Consider the following 15849-nt stretch of genomic DNA (forward strand, 5'->3'; position numbering starts at 1 on the left):
GAATTTAAGAATGATTTTTTTGTGAAAAATCAAAATCATTGTCCTTGAAATCACCATTTCCCTATAAATCTACTGAAATATTAGGATAGGCTACATTAAGGAAGTCTTAAATCTCTATCTATTCTTATTTAAAAGATTTTTTTCCGATTTTAAATAAGCTTTTAATCCCTTCTTCCTAAATTCCCATAAGTGGTTTAAAATTGTAAATTTGCAGCCAATAATGTGGAGTCGCTTTGCGCTTAACCTGCAGGTAAGAAAAACAAAACAATGAGTTACAACTTTAACGAAATTGAAGCCAAATGGCAAAAATACTGGGCCGAAAACCAAACTTTTCGCGCCAGCAATTCAACAGATAAACCTAAATATTACGTGCTGGATATGTTTCCTTATCCATCTGGTGCCGGACTTCACGTAGGACACCCGCTGGGTTATATTGCCAGCGATATTTATGCGCGTTACAAACGCCATTCTGGTTTTAATGTTTTGCATCCTCAAGGTTACGATAGTTTTGGCTTACCTGCCGAGCAATATGCGATTCAAACCGGTCAGCATCCGGCCCTTACTACAGCGAAGAATATTAAAAGATACCGGGAGCAGCTTGATAAGATCGGTTTTTCTTTCGATTGGAGCAGGGAAGTGCGCACCAGTGACCCCGAATATTATAAATGGACACAGTGGATCTTTATCCAGCTTTTTGAAAGTTGGTATGATATGGAAGCTGAAAAATCCCGCGCAATTTCAGAGCTTGAAGAAGTTTTTGCTTCGGAAGGAAATTCCCGGGTAAATGCCGCTTGCGATGATGATGTGGAAGAGTTTTCAGCAGATAGCTGGAATAATTTTTCTTCTGAAGAAAAACAAAGAATATTTCTTAAATACAGACTTACCTATTTAGCTGAAACCGAAGTAAACTGGTGCCCGCAGCTGGGAACCGTTTTGGCGAACGACGAGATTGTAAACGGCGTTTCTGAACGTGGAGGCTATCCAGTGGTGCGAAAAAAAATGATGCAATGGAGTATGCGAATTTCTGCATTTTCAGAGCGTTTGTTGCAAGGTTTAGATCAATTGGACTGGACCGAAAGTCTAAAGGAAAGTCAGCGTAACTGGATTGGAAAATCTGTTGGTGCGATGGTTCATTTCAATTTATATGGTGAAACCCTGAAAAAGGTAAAGGATGACGGAAGTCTTTCTGAGCATCAAAAAAGAATTTCGGTTTTTACGACGCGACCTGATACCATTTTCGGCGTGAGTTTTATGACTTTGGCGCCGGAACACGATTTGGTTAAAAAAATCACTACACCACAGCAAAAAGAAGAAGTTGAAGCTTATGTGGCTGCGAGTGCCAAACGCAGTGAACGCGAACGTATGGCCGATGTAAAAAGTATTACCGGCGTATTTACCGGTGCTTATGCTGAACATCCATTCACCAAAGAACCGGTACCAATCTGGATTGGAGATTACGTGCTTGCCGGTTACGGAACCGGGGCAGTAATGGCCGTGCCTTGTGGGGACCAAAGGGATTACGATTTTGCAAAGCACTTTGAAATCCCGATCCCTAATATTTTTGAAAATGCCGATATCTCTGAAGCCGCTTTTTCAGGTAAAGAAGGTACGGTGATTACGAACTCCGATTTCCTTAGCGGATTGGAATATAAGGAAGCGCTGCAAAAAGTGATCCTGGAACTGGAAAAAACCGGTCACGGTTACGGAAAAACCAATTATCGTTTACGCGATGCTGTTTTTAGTCGCCAGCGTTATTGGGGTGAACCATTCCCTGTTTATTACGTAAATGGAATGCCACAAATAATAGATGCGCAGCATTTACCTTTGCGACTTCCCGAAGTTGAAAAATATCTGCCTACCGAAACCGGTGAACCGCCATTAGGAAATGCGACTACCTGGGCCTGGGACACAAAATCCAACGAGGTGGTAAGAAATAAGGAGATAGATGATAAAACAGTATTTCCACTGGAATTAAATACTATGCCAGGTTGGGCCGGGAGTTCCTGGTACCTTTTCCGCTATATGGATGCCGGAAACGATAATGAATTTGTTTCTAAAGAAGCTCAAAGATACTGGGAGAACGTCGATTTATATATAGGCGGAAGTGAACACGCCACCGGCCATTTATTGTATTCCCGTTTCTGGACAAAGTTTTTGTATGACCGTGGACAACTTTCGGTAGAAGAACCTTTTAAAAAGTTGATTAACCAGGGGATGATCTTGGGGCAGAGTGCTTTTGTTTATAGACTGGAAGGAGATAACGTGCTGGTTTCTAAAAATCTGGTTGGAAAGAATGAGGTTCAGCCAATTCATGTTGATGTTTCTTTAGTTAATCATTCTGATGAATTGGATATTAAAGGTTTTAAAGAATGGCGTCCTGAATTTAAGGATGCTAAATTTTTAACCGAAAAGGATGGTTCTTATATAGTAGGTCGCGAAGTCGAAAAAATGTCTAAATCCAAGTACAACGTGGTAAACCCCGATGATATTTGTGAAGATTACGGAGCCGATACTTTAAGAATGTACGAGATGTTTCTTGGTCCGTTGGAACAGGCAAAACCCTGGAATACCGCTGGAATCACCGGAGTGCATAATTTTCTGAAAAAGCTTTGGAAATTGTATCATAGCGGGGAAAAATTCGAAGTTTCCGAAGAAAAAGCCTCAGCCGATTCTTTAAAAACTTTACATAAAACCATTAAGAAGGTGACTGAAGATATTGAGGAATTCAGTTTTAATACATCGGTTTCAACTTTTATGATTTGTGTCAACGAGCTTTCTGCACAAAAATGTAATAGCAGAGAGGTTTTAGAACCACTGGCAATCCTTATCGCGCCATACGCCCCGCATATCGCCGAGGAACTTTGGAGTAAGTTAGGGAATTCAGAATCTATAGTGACTGCAACATACCCGGTTTTTGAAGAAAAATATTTGGTAGAAAGCACCAAAAATTATCCAATTTCTTTCAACGGAAAAATGCGATTTACAATGGAACTTCCTTTAAATATGCAAAAAGTCGAGATGGAAAAAACGGTGATGGCAGATGAACGTACCCAAAAGCAATTAGAGGGAAGAACACCTAAAAAGGTAATAGTTGTTCCGGGTAAGATTGTGAATATTGTTGGTTAAAAAGATTTGAAGATTATATAATTTGAAGATTTGTAAATCCGTTTCCTGGTTCGGGAACGGATTTTTTTTGTATTTCAATATTTCGTCACCCTGAATTTATTTCAGGGTCTAAGTTGGGGGGAGATATTTGTATTGAAATCATTATATTTATTTGAAATTGTCACATTCTGAATGAGCAAACAATTTTAAAAAAAGACAATCCAGGATATTTCCAGACTTCCTGAATGGCGGATTCGGGAAGTATCAGATTTTTTGAATTCTTGCTACCAAAAAGTGAAGAGAAGGAATTGGTAAATGGCCTTCAAAACACCGCAGCAAAATCTAAATCTTTTCATTTTTTGGAGGAAGAGGAAGAGTTGTAAAATGATGAAGATTTAACTGAAAAACTTTGATCAATAAAGAAGATATTGTGTTGGTTTCTTTTCGTTTTATCACTTTAAAGGGTAGCAAACAAAGACCGGCGGTAATTTCTTTATATTGGAAAAATGGATGTTGTTACAGCTTTTATAACTTCCTGAATCGTTAAAATCTCTACTTTCGAGTTATTAATAAACCCTTCTGAACTAATAGATTAAAAAAGCCTTCCCTTATAAAAACTACAAAAGTCTGTACCTTAGATAAGAATTAAATTGTTGGTAAATTAGGTGAATTAACTGAAAGGGAGAAAGAGCAATTAAATACAAAATTAAAAGCAGCCTTTGTTTTGTGATTCAAGTATTAAAATCACTGCCGACTGGCAACTGAAAAACAACCAGATAGAATCTGCTATCCCAAATACAATTCAACCAAACCTTCAGGTGTAGTTAAATAAATAGTATTATTTTCCTTGTCAATTTTATCTATAAACTCATCGTTCATAGGGATAAGGATTTGCTTTTCGCCTTTCTGAATTTCAAAAAGAGCCTGGGCGGTACTGTCGTTTATGGAAGTGATTTTGCCAATATTGCCGTGGGTGGCATCTATAACGTCAAAACCTATAATTTCGTGGAAGTAGAACTGGTCGTCTTCCAAATCGGGAAGCATACTGAGCGGAAGATAGGTAAGGGCACCTATAAGGTCTTCAGCATCTTGCTCGGTTTCGATATCTTCAAATTTAACGCGAAGTAAGGTGCTTTTTTGCAGCGAACTTCTTTCAATAAAAAATGGAACCAGGTTCTCATTATATTCAATGAGTACTGATTCCATTTCTGTGTACATTTCGGGAACATCGGTGTCTAATTTAATAAGCACCTCGCCCTTAAAGCTAAATTTACCAACGATTTTACCTAAAAAAAAACATTCGTCTTTAGTCATCGCCAGTTAAGGTTTTAGCCTTTTTTCTCTTCGGTATTTGCTTCTTCGGCAGTCTCTTGATCAACTTCCTTTTCCACATTAGCCTCCGGTTCACCTTCTTCGGTTACCGCAGCACCTTCACCTTCAGCAGCAGCTGCTGCTTCGGCTTCTTTTGCTTCAGCTTCACGCTTAGCGTTCACCTCTTTTTCAGCATCAAGAGCTTTCTTTCTTGCTTCTTGTTCTTCTTTAGTTAAGTTGTCTTTCTTAGCAGCAATTTTAGCTTCTTTTTCTTCCAACCAGGCTTCGAATTTCTTCTCAGCTTCTTCTTCAGTTAAAGCGCCTTTTTTAACGCCACCTGCAAGGTGCTTTTTAAGTAGAGCTCCTTTGTAAGAAAGAATAGCACGGGCCGTATCTGTTGGCTGCGCACCGTTTTCTAACCATTTTACCGCTCCGTCTACATCTAACTCGATAGTAGCTGGGTTGGTGTTTGGATTGTAGATTCCTAATTTGTCTAAGAATTTACCATCTCTTTTTGAGCGCGCATCTGCGGCTACGATCCAGAAAAAAGGTTTTCCTTTTTTACCGTGTCTTTGTAATCTTAATTTTACTGGCATAAAAATTAATTTATGGGGTTCCCGACCCCGATTATTAATAAGGCTGCAAAGATACTACATTTTTCTAATTCACAAGGAGTTGGACTTAAATAAATTTTAAGCGCTAGCAGGCTGTAAATTGACTGAATTTAGGAAGTTTTTAGGTTAAAATATGCGCCTGCTGTTAAAAGCAGTTAATTAGTGCTAAACCCTGTTAAACAGATTGTTGCTGTGGATTGTGCGCTTTATCTTTATAACTGAAAATTATTACAAAAGCGATGTGAAAATGAGATATTCTGAAAAAGTTTCAAAGAAATTAAATGCCTTACTTGAAAAGAATTATGATGCAGAGAAAGGCTATAAATATGCTTCTGAAAATTCTCAAAACCCACAGTTAAAGGCTTTTTTTTCTGAAAGGGCTCAGGAACGATACGATTTTGGCCACGAGCTTAAAACTGAAATCCGTGATTTTGGGGAAAATCCCGAAAAAGGTTCCAGTTTAGCCGGTGATGCCCATCGTACGTGGATGAACCTAAAGACTAATTTTTCAGGAAATAAGGATGAAGCTGCGCTTGAAGAAGCTATAAGAGGAGAGAAAGTAGCGGTAGATGAGTATGAAGATGTTTTAAAAGATCCTGAAATACCGCCTACAACGGCAAATCTATTATTAAAACAAAAAAATGGGATTGTAGCCGCACTCAATAAATTAAAGAGTCTTGAATTAGAAGCCTAATCGTAAATAAAAAATTAATCAACTATGAGAACCAAAGAAGAAATGGGGAGTAAGCTCAACGAATTACTTGAAAAAAGTTATGATGCGCGAGAAGGCTTTAATGCTGCTTCTAAAAATGCGAAAAACAGGAAACTCCAGGAGTTTTTTAAGCAAAAGTCACAGGAACGGGAAATCTTTATTAAAGAATTAAGGAAAGAAATTACGGGCTATGGTCAGGTGCCCAAAGAAGATGGTAGTGCTAAGGGAGATATGCACCGCACCTGGATGAAGTTAAAATCTTCTGTAGAAAGTGATAATGATGAAGCTATGCTGGAAGAAAGCTTGCGTGGAGAAAAAGCTGCTTTGGAAGATTATAAAGATATAACTAAAGAAAAAGATTTGCCTCCAACCCTAAGTTCTAAGCTTAATAGGCAACAACAGCATATACAAAGCAGCATTAATAATGTAAAAGTGTACGAACAGATGTTTGATTGAAGTAGTAGTTTTTAGTGTTCGTATAGACCTCACAGGTTACCGGAAACGGTGTTTGTGAGGTTTTTTATATTTCAGCCATTCTTAGTTTTAAATCACTTGTTATGTGTAAAAGCGACGGCTTTAGGTTCTAATAACTCATCGATAATTGATTCAAAATGACGTACTGACGCACCCTGCTCGATATATTTAATTACACCATTTTTATCAATAAAAATATTCTCAGGGTATGGATAACTTTTAATTGTACCAATAAAATCCCTTGCATCAGTAACGTGACGAAAATTAAATTTTCTTTTTTCCAGGAATTCAGAAACCTCTTCTGCTTCATTAAAAGTCATAGCAATAAAATTTACCTTTTCCGCATATTTAACTTTTAGTTCGTTTAATACTGGCATTTCCTGAATACATCCACCACAGGAAGTAAACCATAGGTTAATTAAGGTTGGTTTATTAGCTTTTCCTCCAATGATAATTTCGTCTCCACCAACTAATTCAAATTTCTGAGCTGGTATTTTCATGCCAATTTTATCATAGGAATTCGACCTCATTAAATATTCTTTGCCAACTCTTAAATCATATTTAAAAGGCTGAATGACTGAATCGTCAGATTCTATCATCTTAGAAAACCTAAATAGAATTGATAATGGTTCTTTTGGGTTGTCAGGACCGAGCTCCTTCGAGAAATTCTCAAATTCCTTTTTATTCAGAATTTCATCGGTATATAGGTTTTTGTAGAAATTTGGCTCAGGACTCTTTTTGTTGCAGCCTGTAAATAATATAATACAAAAGGTAAATAATAATTTTGTTTTCATATTTTAGTCTTGATTCAGAGCCATTGCAAAAAAATATACGTTTTAGAGTCGAGATTATTCTTTGATAATAAAATTATTTTGGAGATTGCAGTTGTGGCTGCTAAAAACAATTGTATTGTAAAATTTATAAAATAGTAATATAGGTATGAGAAAAGTAAATCAATCTTCTAATTGCATCACAGGATTCTCGCCGTAGAACGAACTGAATCTACTTACGACCTGGACACTATTATTATCTTTTAAAATAGATTTTGCACGCTCTGCCGAAATCTTTCCACTATTATAGAAAAAGGTAGTATTCATTTCTTGCATTTTATCCACATAATCTTCAGGGTTGATGAATACGTTGGGCAATTCGATAGGGGCAGTTCCAGAAGTCACATGTTGATATTTATTTTTTGAATTTTTGGAATGATTAGCAAATTCTGAAGCAGACCATACATATTTATTAATTCCAAATTTTAACAAAGCACCCACTACAATATTTACCTTGGCTCTATCTGCTTGCGGATTGTGGGATTGGACATAAATCACAATTTGATTATCCAATTGCTCCTGGGAAAATTTTCCATAACGTCTTTTTAATTCGGCTTCAAGTTTTTCAATTTCAACGGGTTGGCCGTTGATAGATAAATTCTCTTTTTTTACTTCGAAAATATCGATCTGCTTTAGGAATTCACGGCTTGTTTTTGGTTTTTCTTCTTCTACGATTCCCTGGACAGACTGCTGGGATTTTTCCTTTATATCCTGATTGGAATAAATAGGCTTAGCGACAATGTCCTGGCTGAAAAAATAGATACAAAGGGCCAAAATGGGCAGAAAAAGTGTAAGACGTGTAGCTATTTTTTTTGCTGAAAAAGGTTGAGATAACATAAGGATTCGTTTTTTTGCCCTCTGAAAAGGTGGGCTTGTTAATGAATAATTGATCTGGCTGGTTAATGCATTGTGATGAGCAACATCTGAATAGCTAAATAAAAGATTTGTGTAAGCTTTAATGTTATTATTTTGGAATAAGGCAGCCTGATCGGCCAAAAATTCATGGTTCAAAGCCATATTTTTTTTGACCAGAATAAGTAGCGGGTTAAACCAGAAAACCACTTGTAAAAATTCTATTAAAAGGATATCCCAACTGTGCTTTTGGGAAACGTGGGCTTGTTCGTGAGCCAAGAGCTCTAGAGCGATCTTATCTTGTTTATAGGCTTGTTTGGGTAAGAAAATATAATGTAAAAAAGAATGGGGAGCTGTTTTGCCACTTAACAATACCACGATGTGCGATGTTTTTCTTACCTGCTCGTTGTTCTTTACTTTTTGATATAAATCGTTGAGGTTTCTTATAAAACGGTACCCAAAAAGCAGTGCTCCTAAACTATAAATAAAACCCATAATAATAGGTAGCCAGTGGATAGTGTCGGGAGCTGTACCAGGAGGAACGTCCATAGTTGAAAGGGTGGCAGGTAGTTGTGTAACTTGGGAGGGCAAAGAGGATGCGGCTTCAACAGTGTAGGTCCAGGTAATGAGTGGAAGGGCTACAGAGATCAATACACTTCCTATTAAATAAAAACGCTTAAAATGATGAGCGGCTTGTTGCTCTAGAGCCAATTTATAAAAGCCCCAGAGCACCAAGAGACAAAATATTGATTTAAAGAAGTAATCAAACATTATTTTTTTGTTTTCAGTTGGACGTCTATCAATTTTCTGAGGTCTTCGAGTTCCTTCTGGGTAAGATCAGTTTCTTTTGTGAAAAAGGATGCAAATTGAGAAGCCGAATTATTAAAAAAGTTTTTAATCATGCCGTTCATTTGTTTTGAGAAATAATCTTTTTTCCTGACTAGTGGATAATATTCCCGGGAACGTCCTTTTTGTACATAGGCTACAAATTTTTTATCCTGCATACGTTTAAGTAAGGTTGCGACCGTGGTAGCTGCAGGTTTAGGGTCGGGATGAGCAGCAATTAGATCCTTCATAAAAGTTTTTTCCTGCTTCCATAGAAGGTTCATAAGTTGTTCTTCGGTATAGGATAAATGCATAAATTTGATGTATTTGTTTCTACAAAAGTAGAAATATATTTACATTCTACAAGCGTAGAATCATTTTTTGTGATCAGGATTCCGTTCCTCATTTAATTCAAAGGGTTTTCTGACGAACTGCAATGTTCCTGACGAGTGCATTTTTTTTAGTTAATAAATCCTGAAAAATTAACTTGAGGCTGCGCTAAATTATATGTAATTTTAGCCTCGAAGCAGGTGTTTTTTCTTCTGAAATAAATATCTCATATTCAGCTAAATTCCTAATTTTCGCCGCGCATGTACCTTATTTTTGATACCGAAACTACCGGTCTTCCCAAACGCTGGGACGCTCCCTTAACCGACTCTGATAACTGGCCAAGATGTATACAAATTGCCTGGCAGTTACACGATGAGATGGGGAATTTAATCGAAAGTCAGGATTACCTGGTAAAGCCCGAAGGTTTTAATATTCCCTATGACGCCGAGAAGGTACACGGAATTTCTACTGAACTGGCTGCTGAAGAAGGAGTTTCTTTAAATGAAATGTTGGAGAGATTCCAGGAAGCTTTAAATAAAACCAAATTTGTTGTAGGCCAAAATGTTGGTTTTGACCTGAATATTATGGGCGCTGAATTCCATAGAAAAGGAATGGATAATACGCTTCAGCAGTTGCCGGTTTTAGATACCTGTACCGAAGTTACCGCGCAAATGTGTAAGATTCCTGGTGGTCGTGGCGGAAAATTTAAATTACCCACCTTAACCGAGCTGCACGAATTTTTATTTGATGAGCCTTTTGGAGAAGCACACAACGCCACTGCCGATGTGGAAGCAACTACACGTTGTTTCCTGGAATTGGTTAGACAGCGTGTTTTTACCAAGGAGCAGCTGGATGTACCTGTAAATTATTTTGAGAATTTTTCAGAATCAAATCCGCAGCCTATAGAGCTTATTGGGTTAAAACACATTAACCTTAAAAAAGCTTCCGAAGAAATAAGAAAAAGGTTTCAAAAGCAACAACCAACTTCAGAAATTACCACCGAAGAGATAGAGGAAAATCTCGAAAAACTGGATGAGGTTCCTTTTACTCATTTACACAACCATTCGCAGTTTTCGGTGTTACAATCTACTATTAGCATTAAAGACCTGGTAAATGTTGCTGCAGAAAATAATATGCCTGCGGTAGCACTTACCGACCATGCAAATATGATGGGGGCGTTTCATTTTGTAAAAGAAATTGGAGACTACAATAAAGCGATTAGGGCGAAAAATGAAGAGGCGCTTGCCAATAATGAACCCGCCGAGGCCAGGGAATTAAAAGGAATTGTAGGTTGTGAATTTTTTGTTTGTGAAAATCACGCCGATAAATCCCGTAAAGATAATGGCTACCAGGTGGTAATGTTAGCTAAGAATAAAAAAGGTTATCATAACCTGGCAAAAATGTCTTCAAAAGCCTATACCGATGGGTTTTATTACGTTCCACGAATTGATAAAGAAATTGTAAAGCAATACAAGGAGGATATTATTGTACTTACCGGAAACCTTTATGGGGAAGTGCCGAGCAAGGTTTTAAATGTTGGAGAGAATCAGGCTGAAGAAGCTTTACTGTGGTGGAAAGAAGAATTTGGTGACGATCTTTATATAGAGATTATGCGCCACAATCAGGAAGACGAAGACCGGGTGAATACGGTGTTAGTAGATTTTGCTAAAAAACATAAGGTAAATCTGGTGGCTACCAATAACACCTATTACTGCGCTAAAGAAGATGCCAATGCCCACGATATTTTACTGTGTATAAAAGATGGGGAAAAGCAAGCTACACCAATTGGTCGCGGCCGTGGTTATCGTTACGGTTTGCCTAACCAGGAATATTATTTTAAGAGTGGGGAAGAGATGAAAAATCTCTTTAAAGATTTGCCGGAAGCCATTAGTAATGTACAGGAGGTAGTTGATAAAATTGAACCATTTGAATTAGCACGTGATGTACTTTTACCTGCTTTTACCATTCCTGACGAATTTTTAGTTGAAGAAGATAAGCAAGACGGCGGAAAACGCGGGGAGAATGCTTACCTGAAACACATCACTTTTGTTGGTGCTAAAAAACGTTACGGCGAACTAACACCAGAGATTGAAGACCGACTTAATTTTGAGCTTTCGGTAATTGAAAATACCGGTTATCCAGGGTATTTTCTTATTGTAGAAGATTTTATTCGTGAAGCCAGAAACCTTGATGTTTCGGTAGGTCCTGGTAGGGGTTCTGCGGCGGGAAGTGCCGTAGCCTACTGTTTGGCGATTACCAATATAGACCCTATTAAGTACGATCTGCTTTTTGAGCGTTTCCTGAATCCCGATCGTGTAAGTATGCCCGATATTGATATCGATTTTGATGATGAAGGTCGAAGCCGGGTTATGGATTACGTGATTCAAAAATACGGTGCCAACCAGGTAGCGCAAATTATTACCTACGGAACCATGGCAGCCAAATCTTCTATTCGCGATACTGCCAGAGTGCTGGACCTTCCGTTAGGGGATGCCGATAGGATTTCTAAATTGATCCCTACCATGTCCAAGCTCGGGAAGATCTTCGGGATGGATGAAAAGGAGCTGAAAAAGAAATTTAGAAGTGAAGATCTGGAGAAAGTAAATGAGCTTTTAAATATTGCTGAAGGGGACGATCTGGAAGCGCAAACGGTAAATCAAGCGCGGGTTTTGGAAGGTTCAGTAAGGAATACCGGAATTCACGCTTGTGGGGTGATTATTACTCCGGGAGATATTACCAATTATGTTCCAGTTTCGGTAGCCAAGGATTCAGATCTGTATGTTACACAGTTTGATAACTCGGTTGTAGAAAGCGCCGGACTGCTGAAAATGGACTTCTTGGGGTTAAAAACCTTAACCCTTATTAAAGATACCGTTCAAATTGTAAAAGGCAGGCACAATATAGATTTGGTGCCCGATGAATTTCCGTTGGATGATGAAGAAACCTATAAACTTTTCCAACGTGGGGAAACAGTAGGAATCTTTCAGTATGAATCACCGGGAATGCAGAAGCATATGAAAGACCTGAAACCTACGGTTTTTGATGACCTTATTGCGATGAATGCTTTATACCGTCCGGGACCGATGGAATATATTCCTAGTTTTATTGCACGTAAACACGGAAGCGAGGAAATAGCGTACGATTTACCTGAAATGGAGGAATATCTCCAGGAAACCTACGGGATTACTGTTTACCAGGAGCAGGTGATGTTGCTCTCGCAAAAGCTGGCCGGATTTAGTAAAGGTGAAGCCGATGTTTTGCGTAAAGCGATGGGTAAGAAAATCTTCGCTTTACTGGAACAATTGAAACCAAAATTTTTGGATGGAGGGGAAGCAAAAGGCCATCCGCGGGATGTTTTGGAGAAAATTTGGAAAGACTGGGAAGCTTTTGCAGCTTACGCCTTCAACAAATCACACTCCACTTGCTACGCCTGGATCGCTTACCAGACCGCGTATTTAAAAGCGCATTATCCTGCGGAATATATGGCGGCTGTACTTTCAAATAATATGAACGACATTAAGCAGGTTACTTTCTTTATGGAAGAATGTAAACGAATGAAACTTGATGTACTTGGCCCTGATGTAAATGAATCTTTTTATAAATTTTCGGTAAATAAAGATTATGCCGTTCGTTTTGGAATGGGTGCTATTAAAGGAGTAGGCTCTGGTGCGGTTGCAACTATTGTTGAAAACAGAAAAACCGAAGCCGGGCCTTATAAATCTATTTTTGATATGGCGAAGCGTATTGATTTACGGTCGGCTAATAAAAAAGCTTTTGAAAACCTGGCTCTTGCAGGCGGTTTTGACGGATTTGGAGATACACACCGCGCGCAATATTTTCATGATGATGGCGACGGAATTACCTTTTTGGAAAAAGTGATTAAATATGCCGCGAAGTTTCAGGAAAATGAGAATTCTTCCCAGGTAAGTCTTTTCGGGGAAGCCAGTGAAGTGCAAATTCCGGAGCCTGTAGTGCCACCTTGTGAAGAATGGGGAACTATGGAAAAGCTTAGACGCGAACGCGAAGTTGTAGGGATTTATATCTCGGGCCACCCGTTGGATGATTTTAGGTATGAAATGGATTATTTTTGTAATTCTAAACTGGCTGAATTTAACGACCTGGAGAAATGCGTTAACCGAGACCTTACTTTTGGAGGAGTGATAAGCGATGTACAGCACAGGGTTTCGAAAATGGGGAAAGGTTGGGCAATGTTTAGCGTAGAAGATTATACCGATACGTACGAGTTTAGAATGTTTGGCGAAGAATATTTGAAATTCAGGCATTTCCTGGTTCCTAATTCTTTTGTGCATATCAAGATTTTTGTAAAGGAAGGCTGGACGAATAAGGAAACCGGTAAAAAGGGAGAGCCGAGAATTCAGTTTAATAATATTTATTTATTGCACGATGTGATGGATCATTTTGCGAAAAAACTCACCATACAACTGGATATAGCCGATCTTCAGGAAGAGAAAATCACCTGGTTTAAAGATGTTTTTAGAACGCACCGTGGAGATCATAAATTGAATTTTGTGGTTTATGAAATGAAGGAGCAGGTCAAGTTACATATGCCGAGTAAAAAGCAAAAAGTAAAGATCTCACAGGAATTATTACAAACCCTGGAAGATGAACAGGTAATGTATAAGTTAAATTGATTTGAGTTGGCAGTTTTTCAGTGGCGGTACGCGGAAATTGAGAACTGAAAACTGCCTACGCCTACTGCTTTTTCCGGTCGTGGATTGAAGCAAGCTACCGTGTAGCGCTGAAAGCCCGACCCCGCATTACGAGTCCGGGAAACCGCCAAATAAACGAGTTGAATAAGCGTATAACCAAATACAATATCGCTTGTGTAAGGAAAGCAAAAATATTTGACTAATTTTACACTTTAATGATAATAACAGAAATTAAAAATAGATAATTATGGCTATTGAAATAACTGATGCGAATTTTGAAGAACAGGTACTAAAAAGTGACAAACCTGTAATGGTAGACTTTTGGGCTGCATGGTGCGGACCTTGTAGAATGGTAGGTCCAATTATTGAAGAAATTAGTACTGAATATGACGGGAAAGCCGTTGTAGGAAAACTAGATGTTGATGCTAACCAGGAGTTTGCTGCGAAGTACGGAGTGAGAAATATCCCAACCGTGCTTATTTTTCAAAATGGAGAAGTAGTAGGCCGCCAGGTAGGCGTAGCGCCGAAAAATACTTACGCTGAGGCTTTAGACGAATTGCTATAAGTTTTAGCGCTTTATATAATCTAAAAACCCGGTTTTGTGCCGGGTTTTTTATTGACTCTTTTTTAGTTATAAAACACAGGCTTTTATTTATCTTAGTGAAGTATGAATTTAAAGGAAGAAATATATAATTCAGCTGCTGGTTTTAGTCAACTGGAACTTTTGGCAAAGCAGGTGGTAGAAGGTTATATTTCTGGAATTCACAAGAGTCCGTTTCACGGGTTTTCTGCTGAATTTGCCGAGCATAAGATTTATAATAACGGCGAAAGCACCAAGCATATTGACTGGAAGCTTTTTGCCAAAACCGATAAACTCTACACAAAACGCTACGAAGAAGAAACCAATTTACGTTGCCATTTTATCCTGGATAATTCGGCTTCTATGCATTATCCCGAAGTGAAGAAATTTTCGGCAGATTCACTTAATAAAGTAGGATTTTCGGTATTATCTATCGCCAGTATTATGCAGGTTTTAAAGCGCCAGCGAGACGCAGTGGGTCTTAGCATCTATAGTGATGAATTTGAGTTTTACGCACCTGAAAAAGGTAGTGATAGACATCAGCATATGTTACTGGATGCGCTTAATAAAAGCCTGGAGAGGAAAACCGATCATAAAGAGACTAAAACCTATATTTTTTTACATCAAATTGCTGAAAAACTAAAAAGACGTTCGCTGGTTTTCTTATTTACCGATATGTTCCAGGCAGATACAGAAGAGGCAGCCCTATTTGAAGCTTTGCGGCATTTAAAATTTAACCGGCATGAAGTGGTATTATTTCACGTGATGGATAAAAAGCGCGAATTCGATTTTGATTTTGAAAACATCCCCAAACGATTTACCGATGTAGAAACCGGTGCAGAAATAGATCTATATTCGGAAAATATCAAGGAAAATTACCAGGAAGCGGTGCAAAAGTATGTTAAAGACTTGAGATTAGAATGCGCGAAATATAAGATTAACTACGTGGAAGCTGATATTAATAAGAACTTCGAAAAAATTTTGACAACCTATTTTATTGAAAGACAAAAGTTTGCCTGATGGCTTACAAATAATGCTGAAAAAACTTTAAAAAAAGGTTTGTGTAATAATAAAACAGATGTATATTTGCACTCGCAATAAAGCAACGGTCTGGTAGTTCAGTTGGTTAGAATACCTGCCTGTCACGCAGGGGGTCGCGAGTTCGAGTCTCGTCCAGACCGCAAAGTTGCAAAAGCCTTTCAGAAATGAGAGGCTTTTTTTATGGTGTGCCGTGCATGGCATATCACTTGACGGTGCAAGTCCGTTATGGGGGTTTATAGCTACCTATCATTAGCCAAAGGCAAGGGTGTCCATCGTGAGGTGGAATCTGAAGGAAGCCTGCGGCAAAGTTCCGGTCCGAGGAACACGAACATCATATAAGGCATAGCTGATCTGGATGAGCTTGCCATACAAAGCGAAGTCCTAAAGCTATACGGAGATCAGGGTGTAGATGATGCGGATATATGGAATGAAAGTGATATGTCTTACCGCGGGAGATCTCACAGACATAGGTGAAACAGTGTATGAGCCTATGGTTGAAACAAGA

Annotated in this window: 11 protein-coding genes and 1 tRNA gene; 7 read left to right on the forward strand and 5 right to left on the reverse strand. The window is 38.4% G+C overall.

Annotated features, from left to right (window positions below):
- Positions 1–267: 267 nt before the first annotated feature.
- On the forward strand, positions 268–3126 hold the full coding sequence (gene leuS / locus B5X53_RS13845) for a leucine--tRNA ligase (RefSeq protein ID WP_079713806.1): 2859 nt from the start codon (positions 268–270) through the stop codon (positions 3124–3126).
- 765 nt (positions 3127–3891) lie between these two features.
- Here the strand turns inward: leuS and rimM are convergent.
- Complete coding sequence (rimM, locus tag B5X53_RS13850; RefSeq protein ID WP_079713807.1) at positions 3892–4419, reverse strand: ribosome maturation factor RimM; 528 nt, start codon at positions 4417–4419, stop codon at positions 3892–3894.
- Between the two features lie 14 nt (positions 4420–4433).
- Positions 4434–5012 carry a 30S ribosomal protein S16 gene (locus tag B5X53_RS13855; protein WP_079713808.1) on the reverse strand — a complete coding sequence of 193 codons (579 nt, stop codon included), beginning with the start codon at positions 5010–5012 and terminating at the stop codon, positions 4434–4436.
- 265 nt (positions 5013–5277) lie between these two features.
- Between B5X53_RS13855 and B5X53_RS13860 the strand changes: the two genes are divergently transcribed.
- Both B5X53_RS13860 and B5X53_RS13865 read left to right on the forward strand, forming a co-directional pair.
- A complete protein-coding gene (locus B5X53_RS13860) occupies positions 5278–5724 on the forward strand; it encodes a ferritin-like domain-containing protein (RefSeq protein ID WP_079713809.1) in 447 nt (148 codons plus the stop codon).
- A 24-nt stretch (positions 5725–5748) separates the two neighbouring features.
- The gene (locus B5X53_RS13865) at positions 5749–6198 is read left to right on the forward strand and encodes a ferritin-like domain-containing protein (protein WP_079713810.1); all 450 of its coding nucleotides are present in this window, start codon (positions 5749–5751) and stop codon (positions 6196–6198) included.
- A 92-nt stretch (positions 6199–6290) separates the two neighbouring features.
- On the opposite strand, the gene B5X53_RS13870 is transcribed toward B5X53_RS13865, so the two are convergent.
- The 3 genes from B5X53_RS13870 to B5X53_RS13880 form a co-directional block, all read right to left on the reverse strand.
- Positions 6291–7010, reverse strand: a complete 720-nt coding sequence (locus B5X53_RS13870; protein WP_079713811.1) for a TlpA family protein disulfide reductase — start codon at positions 7008–7010, stop codon at positions 6291–6293.
- Positions 7011–7169: 159 nt separating this feature from the next.
- Complete coding sequence (locus B5X53_RS13875; protein WP_079713812.1) at positions 7170–8669, reverse strand: M56 family metallopeptidase; 1500 nt, start codon at positions 8667–8669, stop codon at positions 7170–7172.
- Complete coding sequence (locus tag B5X53_RS13880) at positions 8669–9037, reverse strand: BlaI/MecI/CopY family transcriptional regulator (protein WP_079713813.1); 369 nt, start codon at positions 9035–9037, stop codon at positions 8669–8671. The genes B5X53_RS13875 and B5X53_RS13880 overlap by 1 nt, the downstream gene beginning before the upstream one ends.
- 276 nt (positions 9038–9313) lie before the next feature.
- Between B5X53_RS13880 and dnaE the strand changes: the two genes are divergently transcribed.
- The 4 genes from dnaE (at position 9314) to B5X53_RS13900 (ending at position 15484) form a co-directional block, all read left to right on the forward strand.
- Complete coding sequence (gene dnaE / locus B5X53_RS13885; protein ID WP_079713814.1) at positions 9314–13705, forward strand: DNA polymerase III subunit alpha; 4392 nt, start codon at positions 9314–9316, stop codon at positions 13703–13705.
- 265 nt (positions 13706–13970) lie between these two features.
- Positions 13971–14288: a thioredoxin gene (gene trxA / locus B5X53_RS13890; RefSeq protein WP_075325050.1), complete on the forward strand. Its 318-nt coding sequence runs from the start codon at positions 13971–13973 to the stop codon at positions 14286–14288.
- Positions 14289–14390: 102 nt separating this feature from the next.
- Positions 14391–15323: a DUF58 domain-containing protein gene (locus tag B5X53_RS13895; protein ID WP_079713815.1), complete on the forward strand. Its 933-nt coding sequence runs from the start codon at positions 14391–14393 to the stop codon at positions 15321–15323.
- An 87-nt stretch (positions 15324–15410) separates the two neighbouring features.
- A tRNA-Asp gene (locus B5X53_RS13900) sits at positions 15411–15484 on the forward strand.
- Positions 15485–15849 lie beyond the last annotated feature (365 nt).

Origin of the sequence: Salegentibacter salinarum, assembly GCF_900168115.1 — a bacterium.
Taxonomy (GTDB): domain Bacteria; phylum Bacteroidota; class Bacteroidia; order Flavobacteriales; family Flavobacteriaceae; genus Salegentibacter; species Salegentibacter salinarum.

Excerpts from the sequence above, each read along its gene's own strand:
- leuS (WP_079713806.1), top strand. The coding sequence starts at position 268 with ATGAGTTACAACTTTAACGAAATTGAAGCCAAATGGCAAAAATACTGG.
- rimM (WP_079713807.1), bottom strand. The coding sequence starts at position 4,419 with ATGACTAAAGACGAATGTTTTTTTTTAGGTAAAATCGTTGGTAAATTT.
- B5X53_RS13855 (WP_079713808.1), bottom strand. The coding sequence starts at position 5,012 with ATGCCAGTAAAATTAAGATTACAAAGACACGGTAAAAAAGGAAAACCT.
- B5X53_RS13860 (WP_079713809.1), top strand. The coding sequence starts at position 5,278 with ATGAGATATTCTGAAAAAGTTTCAAAGAAATTAAATGCCTTACTTGAA.
- B5X53_RS13865 (WP_079713810.1), top strand. The coding sequence starts at position 5,749 with ATGAGAACCAAAGAAGAAATGGGGAGTAAGCTCAACGAATTACTTGAA.
- B5X53_RS13870 (WP_079713811.1), bottom strand. The coding sequence starts at position 7,010 with ATGAAAACAAAATTATTATTTACCTTTTGTATTATATTATTTACAGGC.
- B5X53_RS13875 (WP_079713812.1), bottom strand. The coding sequence starts at position 8,669 with ATGTTTGATTACTTCTTTAAATCAATATTTTGTCTCTTGGTGCTCTGG.
- B5X53_RS13880 (WP_079713813.1), bottom strand. The coding sequence starts at position 9,037 with ATGCATTTATCCTATACCGAAGAACAACTTATGAACCTTCTATGGAAG.
- dnaE (WP_079713814.1), top strand. The coding sequence starts at position 9,314 with ATGTACCTTATTTTTGATACCGAAACTACCGGTCTTCCCAAACGCTGG.
- trxA (WP_075325050.1), top strand. The coding sequence starts at position 13,971 with ATGGCTATTGAAATAACTGATGCGAATTTTGAAGAACAGGTACTAAAA.
- B5X53_RS13895 (WP_079713815.1), top strand. The coding sequence starts at position 14,391 with ATGAATTTAAAGGAAGAAATATATAATTCAGCTGCTGGTTTTAGTCAA.